We start from the raw sequence: 22,435 nt of genomic DNA on the forward strand, positions 1-22,435 counted from the left end.
TTATATCTGATTGACGCTTTTATCAGGACTTGTCTTACAAACTTATAATGACTCAACAGACATGACAAGCAGTATAAACCAATCTATTTAAACAGATAAGCGTCAACTTAAAACTGAGAGCCTGCATCGGCATCTAAGTTGTCGATACCGACCGCTTTTGCTGCATTTTCGATACCAGCAGTCAGTTCTTGTAAGCTAGTAATGCTACTCTCAATCCAGCCACGACGCGTGTTTTGCTCTTCAGCCGAGATACCTTGTTTACTCACTTGACCTGCTGTAGCAATCATTTGATCAACCTTAATGCCTTCTTCTTCGCCTTTTTTAACGATGAAATTAAAAGCATCTTCTACTTTGATAAAGTCAATGGCCAATTTATCAGCGGCGTCTGAGTGTCCGTTATCAATAAGATACTGATGAATACCGTAACCCCCAACGGTTTCGCCAGTGACTGTTTGATAGCTACCACTGAATACATTTTGGATACCACGTGCATTATTGGCATAACTTAAGTGAGTCAAATCACTAAAGCATTCGTGCTCGTCTTCTGTTGACCCAGTCACAAACGCTACCTGTATGCGCTCAGAAGCCAGCTCACCCAGTGCTAAGCTGCCCATTTGATACATGATTTGACGTAAAGCATTATCATTTTTACGCGCTATAAGATCACTACGTAAAGTATTTTCGCTATCAGGTTGCCACTCAGCTTCCATCGCTGTTAAGTCATCAACCAATAGCTGAGTCGCCGCCTTTAAAAAATTACCGCGACGTTCACATATACTGGCGTCATCATTGACGATATCACCACTGGTACATTGCCCAGCTTCAGTGGCATAGTCAGTCACTGGACGCTCTCCTGCACCCGCACTCACACCATTGGTGTCTTGACCCCATAGCATAAACTCAATTGCATGATAGCCTGTTGTGACATTGGCTTCACTACCACCGATCTCATTCATTTCTGCTAGTAGCTCAGGGGTAATTTCGCTGGTATCTTGTTTAATACTGCCAACCGTAATACTATCGCTATTGATAATATTGTCCTGGCTATTGTACTCACCTTCATAGCTATCACTGACATAATCAATCAACGCTTCATCAAGTGGCCATGCATTTATTTGACCTTCCCACCCATCGACGCTGCCGATGGCACGCTCGTCATTAGCCGTGACAAAACCTTCATCAAAACGGAACACTTCGGTTTGTGAATAGGGCTGACGCGCCGCTTTATAAGCAGCTTTTGCAGCATCTAGGTTAGCTTTAGTTGGTGTTGCTACGTAGGTTTCGACCGCAGTTTGTAGGGCTTTTGCTGTGTCTAGTGAGTCTTTATAGGCAGCATGTGCCATATTGGCATAGCTACTTACCAGTCGATCAATGTGAGCTTGCTCGGCAGCTGAGCGCTGTCCATCATCAGATGTTTCTGCGCTTTGCACTTCTGTCTGTGTAACAGTAGTGTCCTCTTCTGTCTGTTTGGTACAACCCGACACCATTAGTATCGCGGTAAGTGCAGTAGCTAAAGTAGTTGGTAAAATCTTGCGGCTCGTTACTGTGGTAAATGTCATACACATCCTCAAAAATTTTTGCAAAAGAATTTATCAATTTTGACCAAATACTAAAGTTTGACCAAATATTATTAGGCATTTTGTCCCTAGAGTCGTAAGCGCACTTATCTTTATATGACGACTCTTTTTAGTCATACATCTAATTATGCATAATAAAAATGTTAGCGTTACAGCCATAATAAATACTAATGAAGTATAAAGTTATTGATAATCATTATCAATATTTAATTTAATATTAATATTTTTTCAATAACTACTCTCTACCTTTCATAAATTTACAGCAAAAAAAAGAGCCAGCAAAGTGCCAGCTCTTTTTTTTCGTTATTCAATAAAATGTTATTCGATACAAATACGTATTTGGTGCTTAGTTTATGCTTTGTGGTGAGTTGATAGTCAACTCTACGCGGCGGTTTTGCTGACGACCATAATCTGTACCATTATCAGCAACTGGACGAGACTCGCCATATGCAACCACATTGATACGGTTGGAAGATACGCCACGTGCAGTCAAATAGTTAGCGACTGAGTAAGCGCGGTCACGCGATAGACGCATGTTATAAGCATCCGAACCTTTGCTATCAGTGTGGCCTGCAATATTTACTGTCGTTTTATTATATTGGTTCATTGTTGATGCAAGCTTATCTAATGTTGGCTTGAAAGAAGAACTCAATGTTGCATCGTCAAATGAGAAAGTAATATTACCTGGCATAACCAAGTCAATGTTACCCGTATTCGGATTTTGCTCGACCGTGACGCCCGTGCCAGCCATTTGTTGCTCAAGCTGCTTTGCTTGACGTTCCATATAGTAACCAACGCCAGCACCTAGCGCCGCACCGATAGCAGCATCACGACCAGTCTTATCGCCACCAGTAGCCTTTGAGATTGTCGCACCACCTGCTGCACCAACTAAAGTACCCAAAGCCGTTTTATTCAAACGCTGTTGTCCAGTGTTTGGATCAGTGGTACAACCGCTCAATGCTAGACCTGATGCTACTGCTGCAATCATTAATTTATTACGCATAATATTCCCTCTTAAGTTAAATTTATTCATTGTACTCTGTTGTATTCTAGAATTTTTCCTCTAAAAACACGCTATTAATATGATTGATATGCGACATATTAGGGTTTAGTACAGTTAACGATTATAACGTTTTTGAAAAGAATCAAAAGCAGTTATATTTGACAGTCGTATAAGTTCACAAGATACCAAACATTAAACAGCTTGTTAGGTGTTATTCACACTCGTCATTATTATCGCAAGCAAGTTCTGTCTATGTGTAATATTTTGTCACATCTATGTATAAGAAGTGCATGAGACCTTACACACACTGTTATCGATACGATTATATAAAGGCAGTAAATACTGTAAAACGTCCTCAATATATACTTTTTTCTAAATAGTAAAAATATTATTATTCAAAATATTCTCGATTTTAGCCAATAGTTATAACCGTAAATATAACGAAATATTTGTAGTATTTGCTACCGAAAGTGATGTTAACACTCGTACACTGTTATTGCTTTCTGCTAAACTCGTGCCTGCTTAGTACTATAAATTTATCGTTTTATTTAAATTTATATGGCTCACGTTGCTATATCTATATAAACCACTTGTATTTTCTCTATAGTATTAGCAGCCCTTATAACATTAGCAACGATTACTACGACAAATAAAAAAGGACTTATCGTGCAATTGACTTCTACTATTCAAAAACTGCATGAGCGCGCTCCCAGACTCGGCAAAGCCCTCTCTCTTGCGACGGCTACGGGTGTTATTACTGGGAATAGTATCGGCGCGAGCATACCTATATGGTTTATGGGCGCTGCCAAAACCATTACTGGCGCGAAAATTGCTGATGATACTGTCATTAAAGTGACCAATTATTGGATAAATAGCAATAATGCTTTGATTGATAATATTTTACCTAATAAAGATTGGCGTATTAACCTACCTGATGACGTGCATTCGAAGGGTAAATACTTGCTGATTAGTAATCATCAATCATGGGTCGATACCAGTATCGTACAGTATGTTAGCGAAAAGCGCTTACCATTAACGCGTTTTTTTACCAAGTTTGAGCTGATCTATATTCCTGTCATTGGACAAGCCTTTTATTTTTTAGACTTTCCTATGATGCGCCGGCATTCAAAAGAAGCGGTAGCGAAAAACCCAGCTCTACAAGGTAAGGATATAGAGGAGGCCAAACGTGCTTGTGCTTTGTTAAAAAGCAAACCTTTTACCCTATTAAACTACTTAGAGGGTACGCGTTTTACTAAAGCCAAACACGCTAAGCAGCAATCGCCTTATAGTCATTTACTCAAGCCTCGTGCAGGCGGTCTTGCACTCGCTATTAATGCTTTGGGTGAGGATATCGATGGTATTTTAGACATGACCATCGTTTATCCTGATGGCATACCAAGCTATAGCGATTTGTGGAAAGGCAACATCAAACGCTTGGGAGTCGATGTCCGCTATATCGAGATGCCTGACACGCTGTTCACTGCTATCCAAAAAGGTGGTTACGAAAAAGATGAATCGATTAAAGCTGAGATGTTTGATTGGGTTGGGGACGTATGGCAACAAAAAAATGAACGTATCGATACTATGCTCGCTGAGTTTGTCTCCAACTCTGAACCTAACAATGCTTAAGACTAAATTGCTCTAATATAACCATCGACGATATAAGGTATGATTGTGTCCGCCTCTACTACTCCTTTTGTTACAGATACCAAGCCGCTGCCCAATCAGCTAAAAACCTCGTTATCAGAACCAAAGCCTCCTAGGCGTCCACAGCCGAACCGGTTAAAGTTGGCTTATGATATTGTGATGCTTATCGCTATTAGTATTGACCTACTATTTATTAGCATCGATGCAATTTTGATGAGTAACTTTAGTAGCCATGTGGCAGGATGGTTGGCGATTAGTGATGGACTTAGCTGGTATCAGACCAGCTTGCACGATCCGCTACGTACCATAGGTGGGTTCTTTACCATATTTTTGATTATTGAGCTGCTGGTACGTTGGGCAATTGCTATTAAAGATAAGGTCTATTATCGATGGTTTTTCTTTCCATTTGTCCATTGGTATGAAGTACTTGGCTGCTTCCCGCAGCTACGTGCACTACGTCTGTTTCGAGCTGTGATAATCGGTCGACGCTTGCATCAGCTTGGTTATCAGGTACTACCGCAACCCTGGATCAACCGTATCAAGTTTTATATCGATGTGTTACTAGAAGAACTGTCTGATCGTGTCATTTTGACGACTATCTATAACTTTCGGCAACAGCTTACTGACTCTAACGCTCATAAATCGCTGATTAAATCGACTATTGAGCGCAATCGCGAGCAGATCGAAGCGATGTTGTTATCGTTGTTACGTCAAGAGCTTGCGCCCATGCTTCAAAAGCTTACTGATAAATCAGAAGGTGGTCAGATGATAGCAAACGAGGTTGGTAATGCCATTCAAGACGGACTCGCTAACACTCCTGAGCTGCGGCGTTACCTGCGTCTGATTCCGATTGCAGGTAGCCTCATTGAATCACAACTTCAACATATTGGGCATAATATTGGAGAAAATGTCGTCTACTCTCTCAACGAGCGTCTGCTGAAAGCTGAGCATATTGACGCATTGATGGTAAATATTGCCCATAGTATTGTAAATATTGATATCAATAATGCAGCACTGGAGGCGTTGCTTGCAAGTATCATCAATGATAGCTTGAGCGAATTTGAAGCACAAATCAAAATTCAGCAATGGAAACATCAAGATATGCTCAATTTATAACTTCTATGACCTAGGTACTGCTAAAAACAGGCCTTTATGATGATCGGATTTCAATTTTTATGTAACTATTTATGTCAATTTTTGTATGACTAGGGGCTTGTTAAATACCAGCAACCCTTAGTACACTGCTCGTTGATAGCGAACAAACTAACGATTTATTTATAGTAACAACTGCGCCGTGATCGCAGCGTTATTAGTATCTTTTAAGGATTTGCATTATGACGACTTCGAATACAGGCCAGCATGATGATATGACATCTCAACCTGCGATAACCTTTTATGGAAAGATGCTGACGTTTTCACGCCTGCAACTGAGAACCAATGATTTAACCGCTATTGAAGCACATTTATCAGACATGTTAAGCAACAAGAGCAGTCAGATTCCTGTCATCATCGACAGTAGCGTTGAACAAGATTTGTCCGCTTTGATTGAGCTTTTGTGGTCGTGGGGTTTACAGCCTATCGGTGTCGTAACAGGATTGCTTGATAGGCAAGCGCAGGCTCAAAGACTGGCGATATTCCCAGCAGATGGCAAACGCATAGAGCGTATTGTGTCTAGTAAAAAATCAGTCACTCAGTTGAGCCAAACCAACGCTGAAAAAACAGCAGATTTACAAGCTAAAGCAGACAGCAGTGCTGACGATACAGTCGTAAACAAAGATAATAGCACTGCAGATATTTCGGCTGAGACCTTGCTCAGTAGTGAGCACATCACCAGTATGATTTACGATCAACTGCTACGTTCAGGCCAAAGTATAAACCATGTTGGTGGTGATTTAATCCTAACCAATAGTGTCAATAGTGGTGCTGAAGCCATCACAGATAATAGCTTACATGTTTACGGGCGCGCCCAAGGTCGTCTAGTTGCGGGAGCTACGGGCGACAAAGACGCGCGTATATTTTGTCAGGTATTTAATCCATCCCTAGTCTCTGTCGCTGGCACTTATTGCTTGCGTGACAACCTGCCTGAAAATACTATCGACAAACCAGTACAAGTGCGTTTTGTAGAAGGGGAAGGCTTGGTGTTTACCGTCATGGAAAGCACTTAATATGCAACTATGTTATGTAAAAATAGCCAAACTATTTGATAGTTAAGGCTGTTTTTTATTTTGGCGAAAGTTAAAAAGTACTTACATAAGACTTCGTTAATATTCAAGTAAGGTAATTTAACAAAACTATCCTACTATAAATCTGTAAGTCAGCCACTATCTACAAGATTAGTAAACAATTATATAAAATAGGGTTTATCTCAACAGGTTTTTAGTGTTTGTTATAGACAAGCTATAAATTTTTGTTGATTTATGCTAGGCTTACGCTCGCAGATAGTAGTCGTATTATGCTTGTTATGTTTAACGATACATAATTATTATTAAATACTGAATCATAGATATCCAGTGCTGTAAGCATCAACATTATATTCACGTTTATTAAACGATTTTTAACTATCGAATATCCCATTGAATTATAGGAGTGTGCCATTGTGGCGAAGATTGTTGTAATCACTTCAGGTAAAGGCGGCGTGGGCAAAACCACGACCAGTGCCTCTTTTGCCGCAGGTTTAGCATTGCGTGGCTATAAGACGGTTGTTATTGATTTTGATGTGGGTTTACGTAATCTAGATTTGATTATGGGCTGTGAAAATCGCATCGTATATGACTTCGTTGACGTCATCAACGGTAATGCTCGTCTATCGCAAGCATTAGTCAAAGACAAGCAATTAGAGAATCTATATATTTTGCCTGCTAGTCAGACACGTGACAAAGATGCTTTGACAGATGAAGGTGTAACGGAAGTTATATCTGAGTTATCTAAGCAGTTTGACTACATTATTTGTGACTCTCCAGCTGGTATCGAGCGCGGTGCGCAGCTAGCGATGTATCATGCTGATGAAGCCATTATTGTTACTAACCCTGAAATCTCTTCAGTACGTGACTCTGATCGTATTATTGGTATCTTACAAAGCCGTACTAAAAAGGTAGAAGAAAACCAAGGTTCTATACGTGAGCATTTGATTATCACGCGCTACAATGCTGAGCGTGCGGCAGCCAATGAGATGATGGACATTGATACCATCTCTAATGATATTTTAAAAGTACCACTACTTGGTGTTATTCCTGAAAGTCATTCAGTGCTTGAAGCGTCTAACCACGGTGAGCCGGTAATTCACTATACCGATTCGGTCGCTGGTCAGTGCTATGACGATATCGTTGCCCGTTTCTTAGGGGAAGAGCGTCCATTACGTCATCTCGACGTGAAGAAAAAGAGTCTATTACAGCGCTGGTTTGGGGGTTAATAATGAGTAAAAAGAAAGGATTTTGGAGTAGTCTGTTTGGTACCGATGATAACAGTCATGCAGGTAGTGCCAATATGGCCACCGAGCGCTTAAAGGTCATTGTTGCAAGTGAAAATCGGTTAAACAATCGATTGACCACTGATCGTATCGAAAAGATGAAACGTGAAATATTAGAAGTAGTCAATAAGTACGTTAATGGCGTACAAATTGACGACGTCAATATCAATCATCGCTCTGAGGATACACTTGATGTCCTTGAAATGAATATCAGTTTGCCTGAACATAAAAAGTAAATCGGATAGATAAATGCTTGATTTGCATTAAATCTCAAAACCATCTATCACTAAAAAAGCCCTCAGTAAATTACTGGGGGCTTTTTATTTAACTATCTGTATATAACTTAATCTGTCGTTATTTCATGCGTGCTATCAGTCCGTCTTTTTTGATAAATTGATGATGCAAAGCCGCTCCAATATGAACTAATGTAAAGGCAATAATCATCGGCCATATAATGTCGGTATGTAGATCGTTATAAAAACGTGCTAGGCCTCGATCTGGATTAACAAACACTGGAATCTGAAACAGCCCGAAAATGTCGACAGGTCGACCACCATAGACAGACATAAGTAGCCCTGCAATCGGCATCGCAATCAACAGTGTATAGAGCGCAAAGTGTGACAATTGCGACATCAGTAACTGCCATTTTGGCATTGGTACTGGCGGTGGCGCTTTGGTAAGCAGTCGATTGATCACTCGTGCAATCATCCAAAACAATAAGCTAACGCCAAAGGCTTTATGTAGTCCAATATATAGATTACTATCAGAATTGTTATATAAAAACATCATTGTCCAAGTTACTAGCAGTAAAATGGCGCTAATCCAATGGAATATGCGACTACTAACTGACCATTTTTTTACGTTTGAATTATTACTATCCATAAAACATTCCATGCCGTTTGATTCTGACACTACTGACCTATTAAGATCACTTTAGTAAATAGTTCAAACCATACCTCTAAAATATATTTTGCACAACCATTTATGCAAATCAGTTCAACGTTTTCAAAAAAAGCTATGAGTTGTCTTTCAATCTGAGGTAGCTGAGCGTGGCGTATCTAGTAGAGCTTCATCACTTAAACCGATCAGTTGATGAGCAATCTTATCCAAATCTGGTATTAAGTAAAGGGTATCATTGATAGTGACTACTTGAAACATATAAGAGGTAATGACATTTTCTTTAAATTGAGCGCTTACTGTCTCCTCCTCTTTCTCACTACTGGTAGGGATATTATTATTATCGTCTACAGGGACTTGTATATGATGTTCGGGCAACTCAGCATCCTTAACTTCTGAAATACTGACTTTCATTTGATGTAAATCCCCTGCTGTTTGTAAAGCAAATCGATGCGCATTGGTATTGCCTTCTAACACAATGGTTTTATCAATAGGCTGATCATGGGGTAACAAGTGAAATACCGCAACTTTTGTCTGTTCCCACTCATATACCCATACACGTTCATTATGGTCATCAACACTTAGAATCAAACTGCTTGGAATAATCCAATCTGGCTGATTTGCAGCAGGAATAATAGTAACCTCTAGCATGCCATTATCAGTCGTCAATAGACTGACAGCTTCAAATGAATGTTTTATAATTTGGCTCATACATCGCTCACAGTAAATGAAGGTGAAATGATACCCGCTGTCATCTCACTAATATAATTGGTAAGTTTTTGGGCAAGTAATTCAGGACTACCAATAAATTGACAGTGACCAGAATCAATAATGGCTTGTGGCTGACTAGGACAAACACTTGTACTTGGATTCTGCGCCCATAGCTGACTGTTATTATCTTGAATTAAATCTATGTATTGAGCACCATCCTTGCCCATACCAGAAAATATAATGCTCACAAGATCACTACCGTAAACATCACTGGTGTTTTGGAGCAGCTGTCCAATACCAGGCTTGTACTCTCCTGACCATGTTTGTTCTGTTAATATGACTCGACCATCTGAGTCACATATAATCTGTCGATCAATGGGTGCGATTAGACAATGTCCTGTTCGCAAGCGCTGAGTTGTCGTAATCACTTGACAACGCCAATCGTTATGGCGATTTAATATTCGAGGTAAGGTCTCTATCATATTTTGGTTAAAATGGTGCGCGAGTAAGATACAGATAGGTAGCGTAGGCGATAAGTTGTCTAAGAACGTTTTTACTGCATGCGGACCACCCATAGATGCTCCTAAAAACACGACATAACGCCAAGGCGCAGGATTGTTGTCGATCGGTGGATTGTCTAACAATGCTGGCTTGTTTAGCAGCTTAGCCAGTTTACGCTTTAATTTGCGCTGCCATTTTGCATAATGTTGCATCTCATTTAGGTACGGTGCTGGGCTAAACCCTACCAGCACTGCACTAGATTGAGATGCCATAATAAAACTGGCTATGCTGTCGTCATAATCGCCATCAATCAACCAAATATCGACTTGAACGCCATATAACTTACTCTTATCTTGCAACTGTTGCCGCGATAAGCAATCGATTAGCATAAATCCTAAACTGCGTACGGTATCAGTGAAAGCCAAACGCTGATGTTGATGTTCTGCAATTACTAGTACTCTGATGTCTTTGTTATCTTTATCAATAACATTGGACATATAGGTTTTATCCATCATGACTCAAGCTTATCTTTTGACCAAGTAACATCTGCATTCTATTTAGTAGTTCAGTCTCTTGGAAGGGTTTACCCATATAATCGTTTACCCCAATATCTAATGCGCGTTCGCGATGTTTTTCACCAGTACGTGACGTTATCATAATGATTGGAATATCTCGTAAGCGCTTATCGAACCTTACTTGTGTTGCCACTTCAAAACCATCCATACGTGGCATTTCTATATCCAATAAGATCAAGTCAGGTATGGTCTCTTGTAAAATCTCAATGGCATCAACACCATCTTTTGCAAGAGCTACATTGATACCTTGACGCTCAAGTAAACGTGACGTGACTTTTCGAACCGTCACAGAGTCATCAACTACAAGCACAGTCACTTGTGTTTCCACTCCACTACGTTCAGGCTTTGGTATTTGAACCATGTTTTGCGTCGATGCATTACGCATTAGCGCGATAAGGTCTAAGATCAACATAACCGATCCATCACCCATAATAGTCGCAGCCGAAATACCTGCCAAATGTGATAACTGACGACCAAGTGGCTTTAACACCACTTCAATACGAGAGCCTGCAATTTGGTCCACTTGCAGGGCCATTTTTTGACCAGCACGGTTTTTAATGACGATAAGCGGTAAGCTAGTATTGGTACTGACCATCAGCTCATTCAGCTTACTACCAGATAAGATTTCATTTAGGTAACGGACTCGGTAATCCTCATCTTCGATATGTAAAGTGGTAGCACCAGATGCATAATAATCATATAGCCTTTCTGGATTCACTCGTATTACTCGCTCAATCTGTACCAAAGGTATGGCGTAGTAACGATCCGCTGCACGTACTACCAAAGCATCAGATACCGCCACTGTTAATGGCAAACGTATGGTAAAGCGCGATCCTCTACCTTCCTCAGATGTGACGGTTACCATACCGCCTAACTGACGAATTTCACTGATAACTACATCCATTCCTACCCCGCGCCCTGAAATTTGGGTGACTTGCTGGGTAGTCGTAAGACCGGCATTAAAAATATACTGAATAATGTCTAAATCAGTCAGACTGTTATCGCTTGCATCAATAAGCCCTTGAGCAATTGCTTTATTTCTGACTGCCTCAACATTGATACCGCGACCGTCATCACTAAGGTTGATGACAACTTCACTGCCTTCACGTAGGACTTCTAAAGTGATATGACCGCTACGGTTTTTACCAGCTGTTAGACGAGTTTGAACATTTTCAATACCGTGATCGACTGCGTTACGCAACATATGCTCTAATGGCGAGGTAATGCGCTCTAGAATGGTTCTGTCCATTTCGTCATCAGCATTGATAATTGTCAATTCTACCGACTTATTAAGCTCATTAGCAGTTTGACGTACAATACGTTCAAGACGCGGTGTCACACGTGTGAATGGCACCATACGCGAATTCATTAACCCATCTTGCAGTTCAGTTTGGGTACGCGATAGTTGCAGCAGCAAACCCTCACTATCACGTGTCTTTTCTAACATAGTGCTGTTGATTTCGATCAAATCAGAAGCTGATTCTGTGAGCGATTTAGATAGCTGATTTAATGAAGAGTACTGATCCATCTCTAATGGGTCAAAGTCCTCGTTATTCACCAATTCATCATCATCAATTTGCGATAAGATTTGCGCTTCAAGCTCAATCTCCATTCGGCGTAGCTGATCCGCTAAGCGTTGAACGGTAGTGCCCATTTCTTCAATACTATTGGTTAAGCTACTTATACCCATATCAATACGTGCACGGTTGATTGCAGACTCACCCGATAGGTTAATCATATGTTCAACCAAACCACCAGAGATACGAATCATCTCGTTACTACTGGTGCTTTGCTCTTGCTCTGCAAAGCTACCTGCCATAGATGGCATCTCTTTTAAATTTTCGACTACACGACCTGACTGTTGTAGCATTTTGGCTGCTAAAATCGTACTACGCTGAGCTTGCAACGTTTCATTAGGAATATGTTTTAAGTCATCAGGGTTTTTACTAAACTGCTTTAGCGCCAAGATTAATGCGTTGGGTGTTGATGGATTGACCTGCTGTTTTAGGATAAACACCGCATCAGCCAACCAATCATGACAGTCTGTTAGCAGCTGTGAGATCATTTTGGTCGCAGGCTTTCTCAGAATAGCCAACTCTTCGTATACTGTCTCCATCTCATGCGCAAGATCAGCAATACCATTCGCCGCCACCATACGTGCGCCGCCTTTAATGGTGTGCAGATCTCGTTGCAGTGCTTGCAATGCTGCCACGTCACTGACGTTGCCTAAAAACAGCTGCAAATACTTATTGCTACTGACAACTATCTCATCTGCTTCTTCTAAAAAGACTTCTAAAATATCAGGATCCGGTAGACCATCTGTCCAAGACTCAGCAATGATGCTATCCAAACTGGCGGTATCAGAAGCTTGCTCGCTCTCTTGATGACTGTCTTGCGTCTCATTTGAATCATTATTATGGTTTTGGAGCGCTGGTAAAACCAAAGTAATAACTCTTGGTAGCTGAGCGCTGCGTTCAAACTCTTGCAACTGTCCAATGAGATCATCAGCAAAAAATGCTTCTTGATAGCGCACAACATAATCAATCTGTAAAGACAGAGTATCTTGTACCATTTGCATAATGGTCAGCCACTGCGCTGTTGGGTGCAATCGTTGTTCAACAAACGCTTCATAAATACTTTCAGCCTCGTGCGTCAGGTCGCCGATACTACGGATACCTGCCATGCGCGCACCACCTTTGATGGTGTGCAGATGACGCTGTAGTACTTTTAACGCTGCCATATTGCCACTATCAGCACGCCACTTGCTAAAGGACTGAGCGATAGCACTATCAAGCTCTTGTGCTTCTTCTAAAAATATCTCCAACAACTCAATATCGGTATCGATTGCTTCAAGTTGTAAGGTATTGGCCTGTATGCTTTTTACCGTCGTTGACTCATCACCCTCGGCCTCTTCTGTTTCCTGATATACTATTAGATTATCATCTGAAACATTTGAGCTGCTTCCAATATCTGCTGTACCAATTGCAGATAAGTCGTCTAGTACTTGCTGATCCACTTTTAAAGACATGCTACCTGCCAAAGCATCGAACAAGCCCACTAACTGGCGGTGACCTGCAAACAATACTGTCTGTATTTTTGCGTCGTAAGCTACTTCAATATTGCTATTAAGATAGCTATACGCTGAGTTTAAAGCTGCTAATAACGAGGTAAATTTTGGCGACTCTTTAGTCTGGCCTGCCAACTGATTGATTTGTTCAACTTGTTTTTGAACATAGTTTTGGACATGTTCAATACGGCCATCGTTTAATGCTTCACCCAGCTCCCATTCAGCATTTAATAGGGTATCAACGTCTGTTTCTAGTAGCTTCGCCACGCTTAGTTTATTGTCTGCTGATGTATGCGCTGCATTGGATTCATTCAGTATTTTTTGCAAAGACATAAGGTCTTCTTCATTATGTAGACCCTCATCAGTTAAATCTTGCTCCAAACTTTGCTGATAGGCGTCCAGATACCCTTCAATTAATCTCACTGATTGCGCTAACGCTTGTAAGTGATGATCACTCATCGGTGTATCATTATTTTGTAGTTGCTCTAGGCTATGCTCTATAGTTGCACTAATTTCACTAATTGAGATGAGTGCACTAGAGCCAGAAGCTGCTCGCAAAGTATGGAAGGCGCGTACAATCTCATCAGTGACTTCAATGTGTTCAGCGCCATCATGAGCTTTGACAAACTTATTGATGTCCTGTAATAGTGAATGCGCCTCTTCAACGAAGATTTTGTAAAAAGTTTGTTCTTCAGCACTTTGCGGTGTTATTACCACTGGTGCGTCTGCCATCATCTCATTGATAGAATGAATGGTCTCTAGCATGTTGTCGCTACTGTCGTCTCCATGCTTTTTATCATCATCATCAGCGAATTTACTATCATACATACCAATATTATTTTGGTTGTCTAAACTGTTTTTGTTATCTAAGGACCATACTTTACGTAGGCTAACATAACTAAATTTATCGCCCTGCTTTTTACTATACGCATTAGCACAGGCGACCCATAAGGGTACTACCGCTGGGTAGTCCGCATCGTGACCCTCGCTATTACTAGCAAATATTTTCACTAAATCTGGGTAAGTGGCTAGGACATCAGCTACCAGTTGTACGATATCTGCAGACACTATAATAGTATGGTCTAAGATACGATTAAGCATATCTTCGACAGCCCAAGCAAGCTCACCTGTATAGTAAGCGCCAACCATACGTCCTGAACCTTTCAAAGTATGAAAACCTCGACGTATTTCTTTTAGTCCCGTTAAGTCAGAAGGCGCTAGACGCCATTGCTCATATTTTGGTGTAATTTCATCCAATACCTCTTCTGCTTCTTCGATAAAGATCTCTTTAATTTCTGGATCACTATCTTGAGCATCAACAGGTAATTGTTGAGCTTGTTGTATAAAAGGTTCAAGCACGATAGGAATGTTTGGTTTGTTTGTTTGAGGATTGTTTGTTTGGGCATTGTTTGTTTGGGCAGCGCTGTCCAATATAGCGTCTTGGGACTTGGAAGTAGAGTTAGTTGCTGCAGTGTTATGTTGGCCTACCATGTTTTGCGCGTCAGTTGGCGCGACCTGAATCTCTTTTGAATACTCAGATGTCAATAAACCTGACTCTACAGATGTATCCAAACCAGCCAATAATGACTTTCCTGCTAGTAGGTTGTTACTTTGCAAAATAGTAATAGCAGGATCGATACTAGGCTCTTGTAATGCTGCAAAATCTGCGACCAGCACTGATAGATGCGCAGTTGTTTGAGTCACTAACGTGACCACGTCTTCTGTGACGGCTAACGTCTTATCTAAAACTCGGTTTAATAGATTCTCAATTGCCCATGCCATCTCACCAACAGTAAAGGCCCCTACCATACGTCCCGATCCTTTCAACGTATGAAAACCGCGGCGCACTTCGGTCAATGGTGACAAATCTTGAATATCTTGCTGCCAGATAGGTAAAAAGTCTTTTAAATCAGTAAGTACATCGTCTGCTTCTTCGATAAAAATATCGCGAATCTCTTCATCTATATCAAAATTATCAGGTTTTACTTGCGTACGTGCAGCTTGTAGCTCTTTGCTGTCTCGACTGATAGCATCCACTTTTTTCGCAGCGCTTACTTGGACACCAGCATCATCATCTAATACGTTTTTATTTAACGCCTCGTCAGTAGGCACGATCTCACCACTGTCGTCATAGCGAACAACATCGGATAACATTGTCTCATTTGCTATAAAAGCAGGCACTACTTTATCAGGCGCTGCTATCAATGCATCTACCAATCTTTGCGCCTGCTCTATATGCTCATTGGCTTGCTGCAATAAAGAACGATCAAATACTTGCTGGGCTAAATAATCTAGCAATAGCTCAAGCGCTGTCACACTCTCCGCTAAAGATTGCGTTAGATTCCAGCTGATATTTTTTACTTTGTGGGTTTCTAATTTAGCAAATACTTTTGCAAGCTTGTCACTAACTGTCTGTACTGACGTCAAACCCATCTCTTCAAAAGCATTACCGATCTCATCAAAAGCAGTGGCTGTTGGCAAAAGGTAGGTTTGTTGCTGATACACATAATCGTTAAAATTATGTTTTAGGTCTTCAACTGCAATACGTAGCTGGCGTAAATTATCATTGGTAAAGGTGGTAGGATTTAGGGCATTCTCATCAATAGCGGTATCATCGGAAGCAGCTAAAGTCACAAAAGACGCTTTATCGCCAATTTTGGTATGAATAGACTGTTCAGTGTTGTAAATGGCACTATATAACTCTTCAAGCTGACGTTCAATCTGCTCACTTACTTCTGCAAATGACGACTCTGATATCATGTTATTGTCAATGTCGAGCAAGATTTGTGTTACTTGTGCTTCGTAGCGAGACCAACCACGACATTCAAGCTGTCTTTGGAGTTGCTGCAAAGGAGCTATAACTGCTTGTGGGTTATTGAGACCTAAAATTATAGACTCAAGCTCCACCAATATACGTGGTAAAAAACGCAATGTAGATTCGGTCGATTTTGATAAATGACTTAACAAACCATGTGTCTGTTGATCAATATTCTCAAGACCACTTATTTGTATATAGATATCAGCTATTAAACCTTCGATATCTTCATGAGCTGTTTGTTTATTCTCATTTTTTTTAGCAGTTATTAGATTAGAATCTATACTACTGCTTGATGAGTTATTTGGCTGCTTACTTACATCGATAGCCTGCTGATACCGGCTAGCTAAGACCTCGTCTAACTGGGATAGTAGCTGCGCATAGATAGCTGGTAGTGGTAATGAATTGTCTGCTAGGTTACTCAACCAAAGCTCTGTTAGAAACCATAAACGCTGTTGAGCGTCGGTATTATTTGTATGCTGTAAGCTGACAGCTTGCCATAAATAGTGACTAACCTTTTTTAAGCTCAGTAGGACAGTTGCATCATTGTTATTGATGGCCAACAACTGCTGGACTTGTTGACGCCATACCAGTAACAACTGTTTATATTGCTCAGGTAATAAGGATGATAAAAAAGAGCCACTCGTCTTTGTAGCGTTGGGTATTGCTACATCGATTGTTTGGGCAGGAAAGTGATGTTTATCAACAACTGAGATGCTCTTTGGCGATAAACTATTATCTATTATTGTATTTTGTTGCGGTAATAAATGTGTAAGCTTATCAATCGTTCTATCAATAAGCGCACTTCGGTAACTTCCTGTATGAACATATTGAGTCAGCTCATATTGCAACAATTGATGAGCAAATCGCCCTACTCGGAAATACTGAGCAGTTAATAGTGTACCATCACTCTTACTATAGGCTAATAAGCTAAGCTTTGTAGCCAAAGTAGCCAGTTGGGGCAAGTTAGCCATTATTAATGCACCACTGATCTCGTGGTAATCTCTTCCTATACGCTTAAAATCAGGATAAGTATCTAACTGCCAGTCCTCAGACACTAGTGATAACTGCTGATCAAAAAGTGGGAGAAGCCATTCTAGCGTCACCATTTCATTTGGCTGGTTTTTCATAGGATTATCCTAACTCGTTTAGGCACTAATTTTTTGCCATGCATTAACCTGTGGATGGGCAATGCGGCGCATATTTGAAGGTCGCCAAAACAGCGCCTCTCCTGGAGCCAATATGATATAACCGCCTATCGCACACTGTGCAGACAGTCTTGTCAAAATATCGCGCTGATCAAACTGTCGAAAATATATCAACACGTTCTGACATACAATCACTTGCTGCAGATGCAAGGTCGCTAGACCCTGAGTAAAAATGTTGTGCCAGATAAAACTGACTTGTTCATGCAACTCTGGCACTACTTGCCAATATGTTGAATTTTCGTTTTGGTCGGTAGCGGCTAATGGTTGCGTAAAGTGCTGATACACTGACGGAATAAGTCGTCGTTGTCGCTGATCATATTGTCCTTTACGTGCCTTAGTGAGCGCTTTTTGACTAACATCTGAGCCCAATAACACATAATTTGAGGTGTTTTTTGCAGCTAGACTCATCGCCAACGACCACACTTCTTGGCCTGTAGCACAGCCGACGCTCCATATGCGAAAAAGCCTTGTATTACTACCGTTACTACTAATGCTATCGTTAGCATAGTCTTCAATAATATTTTGCGATAGCCGAGCACTGTACTGACTTGCAAGCGATGTTATAAACGCTATTGAAGGTTCGTGCCGAAAAAAACGACTTTCAGGAATAAGTACGGTATCAAGTAACTGCTGGTTCAGTTTGTTATCTTTTTTTATAGCTTCCCAAAGCTCTGCTACAGACATTTCATTTTCTGTGGCAGTGGTTTCAATCGCATTCAACAACCACTGAGACTGCTCACTTGGCAAGACAAAACCAATTTCTTGTTCTATATAGCGTTGCCACTGAACAACTGCAATTGGCCTGTCTTTTAAGCGAAAAAGGGTCGGCTCATTTATTTTTAGATGGTTGCGTCTCAAATGATTGAGCTTAAACTTACTGGATCTTAAGCCATTTACCTTGTGTATATCCGTACCCACGTTAGATGTAATAAATGACATTTTTTATCTACGCCATAGCGGAAGTATGATCTTGAAAGTCTTCTTCGTAATCATGCAACTGCTCATCATCATCAGATAATTTAAAGCCTGTTACTGACTCTTGAAGCGCTGCTGCCATTTCGCTCAACTCACCAACTGAACGCGCAGTTGCCATTGTTCCTGATGAGGTTTGCGACGTAATATCTTGAATAATATTCATCGCATTAGAAATATGACCGGCAGACTCTGCCTGTTGCTGCGCCGCATTTGAGATGTTTTGAATCAAATCAGCCAACGTATTAGAAACGCTTTGCACTTCTTCTAGCGCCTCTCCAGCGTCTTTTGCTAAACGTGCCCCGCGTACAACTTCTGAAGTCGTTGTTTCCATTGACATAACTGCTTCACTAGTATCTGCCTGAATGGTCTTAACCAAGGTTTCAATCTGCTTGGTGGCATTTGCTGAACGCTCTGCTAGACGCTGAACTTCATCAGCAACTACCGCAAAACCACGACCAGCGTCGCCCGCCATGGATGCCTGAATAGCAGCGTTCAATGCCAAAACGTTGGTCTGATCTGCAATGTCATTGATAAGGCTTACAATATCACCAATCTCTTGTGATGATTCACCCAGACGTTTGATACGTTTTGAGGTTTCTTGAATCTGATCGCGAATTACGTTCATACCTTCGATAGAGCGCTGTACCACGTCGCCCCCATTATGGGCAATGGCAACTGAGCGCTGTGCAACTGATGCAGATTCGGTCGCATTGGTTGATACTTGATCAATCGATATTGCCATCTCATTAATCGCAGCAGAGACACTAGCAATCTCTTGCGCCTGATGCTCAGAAGCTTCGGCAAGTTCAACGGCATTCATCTGGGTCTGTTCAGAAGATTGAGAGACTTTTTCAGCGGTGCTGTTAATAACCAATACCAGCTGACGCAATTGGTCAATGGCGAAGTTTACTGAGTCAGCAATCGCACCAGTAAAATCTTCAGACACCGTTGCATTAACAGTCAAATCACCTTCCGCTAAGTCACCTAGCTCATCAAGCAAACGTAAAATAGCCATCTGGTTACGTTCGTTTTCTTCTTGAATTTGTCGTGCACGCTCAGATTCAGTTTCTGCTTCTTGGCGACGACGTAGGGTTTCTTTTTCAATCAATACTCGCTCAGTACCACCTTGTTGCTTTAATAGTTGGGAGAGCGCGTATATAACACCAAGCAAACCTAGTAAGAATATAAGCGCAGGCCACATCACACCAGTACGTGTCAAGATATCACGATCTATACTAGCCAACTGTGCTTGAGTATTAGTAGCAAGCTCGCCTAGAGCACGCGCGTTCTCGCGAGACTCGATAGCAGGACTATTTAATGAAGCAAGCTCTTGTACCACAGGGGCAACAGCAGTATTAAAGGTTTCAGATATACTTTGTAAGGCAGGTAACGACTCACCATAGTTTTGCTGTTGTACGTCTAACGTTTGAGCAAATAGTTCTGCTTGCTCTGCAAATTCTGCTGGCGTACCATCAATACTACGAGTCAGCTTATCCATCTCAGTATGCAAACGCTCAGCGCGTAAGCTCTGAGTCTGCATATCACTGATGGCTGCAACAGGTATGTTGGCTGCGACCGCCTGTTCTATAACTTGACTATAGTCGCTTTGCATCTGTTTAGTAGCCGTAGCGACATTATCTTTTATGTCTTGTAGTGCATTGACATCGTTGCGATGATTGAGGACGTAATCAATCTTCTCTTTATTGGCTTGCCATTCGGTCTTAAGCTCACCAAAGACCGCTCTATGATCAGTGGCGTTTTGTTGAGCTGAGATCAATGCTACTTGATAACGTTGCACATTATTTTGTAAGGCGTCATAAGCATTAGCGCTTACATCAGCGTCACGCGAAAAAGTGGCATCATTAACGTTTTTTACAATGTTAGCTGCACTGACTTCTAACTGATTGACGTTACTTAAGTAGTTACTTACTGTCGATAGCGTATTAATAAGCAGAATCAAACAAGCCACACTTGCTAAGGTGAAAATCCCTAATAGAATCTTCCATATATTATTGTTAGGGCCTGATGTTTGTTGATTGCTACCAGTCGTAAGGTTTTCTATAACATCACTCATTGCGCTCGTTCCTTTCAAACAGTCGTTTAAGTCATATCGTGACTGACGTTGTTAATGATCATCGTCCAATGATAGTTTCTAGCGATCATTGGCAAAATTTCTATTAATAAAATCTTCTTTAATGCTGACATATCATCTTTAATGTCAGTCTTTATAACTTTTATGCTCTTGCCTAAGTTCTACAAACTTAGTGGCAGATATTGAGTGGTTACGATTACCTACAAATACTGATTTATATCGCAGCATCAATATAGTCTAAATCTCGTGCTAGCATACTCGGCATAAAAATATACCAGTCTTGACTATCTTTGGAGAACTTGCCATGGTTATAAGCTGCAAATGGCGAGTCACTATCAATGGCTTCAGCGCGATATTGATCACGAGTAAACTGTTCGATACCAATGACTCTATCAACCAATAAACCTGAAAACACTGAGCTATGATCGATAACTATTACCTTACGATGGCTTCTCTGCTGCTGACTAGGAATTTGCAAGAATTGCGCCAAGTCAGTGATTGGTAGCAGGCGTCCTCGGACGTTGGCAATGCCAAGCATCCAAGGCTTTACTAATGGCATACTGGTATATTCAGGCATAGCTAACACCTCAGACACCTCTCCCATGGGCGCAACCAGACGCTGACCACCGATTTCAAAGACTATGCCACGCCAATCATACACCTGCCCGCCTTGACGACCACTACTACGGGCACGGGCAAGATCAGCTAAGCGTAGAAGCTCGATAAATCCTTTGGAAGCCACAACTTACTCCGTTACTGTACGGATAATACGTACAAGCTCATTTTCGTCGACTGGCTTGACTAGGTACTCTCTAGCCCCCTGACGTTTGCCCCATACCCGATCAGTCTCCTGGTTTTTAGTGCTTACGATGACGACAGGGATATGAGCCGTTGTCTTACCACGGGTAATTTTGCGAGTCGCTTGAAAGCCGTTCATTTCAGGCATCACCACATCCATTAACACCACATCTGGCAAATATTCAGCAGCCATTGAGCAGCCTTTTTCGCCATTACTGGCTTCTAGTATTTGAAAGTTGTTCTTCGTTAGAATGTCGCGAAATTTTGCCATTTCAGATGGCGAATCGTCTATGACCAATACAGTTGTCATGGTTATTCCTTTTATTGTCGTTTTTATCCATTCGGATAAATTATCAAAGCCATTAAGTAATGCGTTCAGTGAGGTATTGCCTTTTTTTCAAAACATCTGAATAAACGATCACTCGTTGTTGGCTATAATTGGTCGTTACATATTTAGGTTCGATATCTTTTATAATGAGTCGATATATAAGCTAGGTGCGGTACTGGTTAATAGTCTCAAACAGCTCATCTTTACTAAATGGCTTGGTGAGATACTCATCAGAACCCACAATGCGTCCTCGCGCCTTATCAAACAGTCCATCTTTAGAGGACAGCATAATGACGGGGGTACTTGCATAGTCAGAGTTGTTTTTTATCAGGGCGCAGGTCTGATAACCGTCAAGACGTGGCATCATAATATCGACAAAAATGATGTCAGGATTATTGTCAACAATCTTTGCAAGTGCATCGAAACCATCAATTGCAGTGACGACTTCACAGCCAGCTTTTTGTAGTAAAGTCTCAGCGGTACGACGAATGGTTTTTGAGTCATCAATGACCATGACCTTTAACCCTTCAAAATTATTTTCCATTATTACTTTCCTATGAATAGATATTTATTCTTGACATGGTTGCTACTTACTGTTCGACAAACCCTTACAAAACAAGAGTTTCATTAAGTAGTCTCAGTAATTTTTCGACCAATATTTAAGTCTGTTTTGTAACTATATTGTATAAACAAAATACCTTAAGCCCGTTTTGTCATAGTTCACTCAAACTTTTAATGGCTCAGACCATGCATACAACAATTGGGATAATTGATA

The 22,435-nt window shown here is 41.0% G+C and carries 16 protein-coding genes; 5 read left to right on the forward strand and 11 right to left on the reverse strand.

Going from position 1 to position 22,435, the window contains the following annotated elements; translation table 11 throughout:
• Nucleotides 1-107: 107 nt before the first annotated feature.
• Nucleotides 108-1,559 carry an imelysin family protein gene (locus tag ACS8FC_RS02575; protein WP_439295782.1) on the reverse strand — a complete coding sequence of 484 codons (1,452 nt, stop codon included), beginning with the start codon at nucleotides 1,557-1,559 and terminating at the stop codon, nucleotides 108-110.
• Nucleotides 1,560-1,923: 364 nt separating this feature from the next.
• Nucleotides 1,924-2,580, reverse strand: a complete 657-nt coding sequence (locus ACS8FC_RS02580) for an OmpA family protein (RefSeq protein WP_299217780.1) — start codon at nucleotides 2,578-2,580, stop codon at nucleotides 1,924-1,926.
• A 666-nt stretch (nucleotides 2,581-3,246) separates the two neighbouring features.
• Between ACS8FC_RS02580 and ACS8FC_RS02585 the strand changes: the two genes are divergently transcribed.
• The 5 genes from ACS8FC_RS02585 (at nucleotide 3,247) to minE (ending at nucleotide 7,929) form a co-directional block, all read left to right on the forward strand.
• Nucleotides 3,247-4,209, forward strand: a complete 963-nt coding sequence (locus tag ACS8FC_RS02585) for an acyltransferase (RefSeq protein WP_439295783.1) — start codon at nucleotides 3,247-3,249, stop codon at nucleotides 4,207-4,209.
• A 39-nt stretch (nucleotides 4,210-4,248) separates the two neighbouring features.
• The gene (locus tag ACS8FC_RS02590) at nucleotides 4,249-5,343 is read left to right on the forward strand and encodes a hypothetical protein (RefSeq protein WP_439295784.1); all 1,095 of its coding nucleotides are present in this window, start codon (nucleotides 4,249-4,251) and stop codon (nucleotides 5,341-5,343) included.
• 218 nt (nucleotides 5,344-5,561) lie between these two features.
• A complete protein-coding gene (minC, locus tag ACS8FC_RS02595; protein ID WP_439262009.1) occupies nucleotides 5,562-6,392 on the forward strand; it encodes a septum site-determining protein MinC in 831 nt (276 codons plus the stop codon).
• A 431-nt stretch (nucleotides 6,393-6,823) separates the two neighbouring features.
• Entirely contained in the window at nucleotides 6,824-7,636 is an 813-nt protein-coding gene (gene minD, locus ACS8FC_RS02600) for a septum site-determining protein MinD (protein WP_058369466.1), read from the forward strand.
• A 2-nt stretch (nucleotides 7,637-7,638) separates the two neighbouring features.
• Nucleotides 7,639-7,929 carry a cell division topological specificity factor MinE gene (gene minE / locus ACS8FC_RS02605; protein WP_299217788.1) on the forward strand — a complete coding sequence of 97 codons (291 nt, stop codon included), beginning with the start codon at nucleotides 7,639-7,641 and terminating at the stop codon, nucleotides 7,927-7,929.
• A gap of 118 nt (nucleotides 7,930-8,047) precedes the next feature.
• Here minE and ACS8FC_RS02610 read toward each other — a convergent pair whose 3' ends face one another.
• From ACS8FC_RS02610 to pilG, 9 genes are all read right to left on the reverse strand, one after another.
• Nucleotides 8,048-8,575, reverse strand: coding sequence for a cytochrome b (locus ACS8FC_RS02610; protein ID WP_439262012.1), 528 nt, complete (start codon nucleotides 8,573-8,575; stop codon nucleotides 8,048-8,050).
• A 147-nt stretch (nucleotides 8,576-8,722) separates the two neighbouring features.
• Nucleotides 8,723-9,301: a hypothetical protein gene (locus tag ACS8FC_RS02615; protein ID WP_439262014.1), complete on the reverse strand. Its 579-nt coding sequence runs from the start codon at nucleotides 9,299-9,301 to the stop codon at nucleotides 8,723-8,725.
• The gene (locus ACS8FC_RS02620) at nucleotides 9,298-10,299 is read right to left on the reverse strand and encodes a chemotaxis protein CheB (protein ID WP_299217794.1); all 1,002 of its coding nucleotides are present in this window, start codon (nucleotides 10,297-10,299) and stop codon (nucleotides 9,298-9,300) included. Before ACS8FC_RS02620 ends, ACS8FC_RS02615 begins: the two co-directional genes overlap by 4 nt.
• Before the next feature lie 7 nt (nucleotides 10,300-10,306).
• Complete coding sequence (locus tag ACS8FC_RS02625; protein ID WP_439295785.1) at nucleotides 10,307-17,389, reverse strand: Hpt domain-containing protein; 7,083 nt, start codon at nucleotides 17,387-17,389, stop codon at nucleotides 10,307-10,309.
• An 18-nt stretch (nucleotides 17,390-17,407) separates the two neighbouring features.
• Nucleotides 17,408-18,406 (reverse strand): CheR family methyltransferase, encoded by a 999-nt coding sequence (locus ACS8FC_RS02630; protein ID WP_439295786.1) that lies wholly within the window; start codon nucleotides 18,404-18,406, stop codon nucleotides 17,408-17,410.
• A gap of 7 nt (nucleotides 18,407-18,413) precedes the next feature.
• The gene (locus tag ACS8FC_RS02635) at nucleotides 18,414-20,516 is read right to left on the reverse strand and encodes a methyl-accepting chemotaxis protein (protein ID WP_439262022.1); all 2,103 of its coding nucleotides are present in this window, start codon (nucleotides 20,514-20,516) and stop codon (nucleotides 18,414-18,416) included.
• Between the two features lie 232 nt (nucleotides 20,517-20,748).
• Nucleotides 20,749-21,276 (reverse strand): chemotaxis protein CheW, encoded by a 528-nt coding sequence (locus ACS8FC_RS02640; RefSeq protein ID WP_439262024.1) that lies wholly within the window; start codon nucleotides 21,274-21,276, stop codon nucleotides 20,749-20,751.
• Between the two features lie 3 nt (nucleotides 21,277-21,279).
• The gene (locus ACS8FC_RS02645) at nucleotides 21,280-21,642 is read right to left on the reverse strand and encodes a response regulator (RefSeq protein WP_299217801.1); all 363 of its coding nucleotides are present in this window, start codon (nucleotides 21,640-21,642) and stop codon (nucleotides 21,280-21,282) included.
• A gap of 181 nt (nucleotides 21,643-21,823) precedes the next feature.
• Nucleotides 21,824-22,204 (reverse strand): twitching motility response regulator PilG, encoded by a 381-nt coding sequence (pilG, locus tag ACS8FC_RS02650; protein WP_299217802.1) that lies wholly within the window; start codon nucleotides 22,202-22,204, stop codon nucleotides 21,824-21,826.
• Nucleotides 22,205-22,435: the final 231 nt, after the last annotated feature.

This window comes from Psychrobacter sp. 1Y4 (assembly GCF_051847555.1).

What these genes read in the sequence shown, in the direction of transcription:
- ACS8FC_RS02645 (WP_299217801.1), bottom strand. Translation starts at nt 21,642, where the DNA reads ATGACAACTGTATTGGTCATAGACGATTCGCCATCTGAAATGGCAAAA.
- ACS8FC_RS02635 (WP_439262022.1), bottom strand. Translation starts at nt 20,516, where the DNA reads ATGAGTGATGTTATAGAAAACCTTACGACTGGTAGCAATCAACAAACA.
- ACS8FC_RS02580 (WP_299217780.1), bottom strand. Translation starts at nt 2,580, where the DNA reads ATGCGTAATAAATTAATGATTGCAGCAGTAGCATCAGGTCTAGCATTG.
- ACS8FC_RS02610 (WP_439262012.1), bottom strand. Translation starts at nt 8,575, where the DNA reads ATGGATAGTAATAATTCAAACGTAAAAAAATGGTCAGTTAGTAGTCGC.
- minE (WP_299217788.1), top strand. Translation starts at nt 7,639, where the DNA reads ATGAGTAAAAAGAAAGGATTTTGGAGTAGTCTGTTTGGTACCGATGAT.
- ACS8FC_RS02625 (WP_439295785.1), bottom strand. Translation starts at nt 17,389, where the DNA reads ATGAAAAACCAGCCAAATGAAATGGTGACGCTAGAATGGCTTCTCCCA.
- ACS8FC_RS02620 (WP_299217794.1), bottom strand. Translation starts at nt 10,299, where the DNA reads ATGTCCAATGTTATTGATAAAGATAACAAAGACATCAGAGTACTAGTA.
- ACS8FC_RS02590 (WP_439295784.1), top strand. Translation starts at nt 4,249, where the DNA reads ATGATTGTGTCCGCCTCTACTACTCCTTTTGTTACAGATACCAAGCCG.
- ACS8FC_RS02615 (WP_439262014.1), bottom strand. Translation starts at nt 9,301, where the DNA reads ATGAGCCAAATTATAAAACATTCATTTGAAGCTGTCAGTCTATTGACG.
- pilG (WP_299217802.1), bottom strand. Translation starts at nt 22,204, where the DNA reads ATGGAAAATAATTTTGAAGGGTTAAAGGTCATGGTCATTGATGACTCA.
- ACS8FC_RS02575 (WP_439295782.1), bottom strand. Translation starts at nt 1,559, where the DNA reads ATGACATTTACCACAGTAACGAGCCGCAAGATTTTACCAACTACTTTA.
- minC (WP_439262009.1), top strand. Translation starts at nt 5,562, where the DNA reads ATGACGACTTCGAATACAGGCCAGCATGATGATATGACATCTCAACCT.
- ACS8FC_RS02630 (WP_439295786.1), bottom strand. Translation starts at nt 18,406, where the DNA reads ATGTCATTTATTACATCTAACGTGGGTACGGATATACACAAGGTAAAT.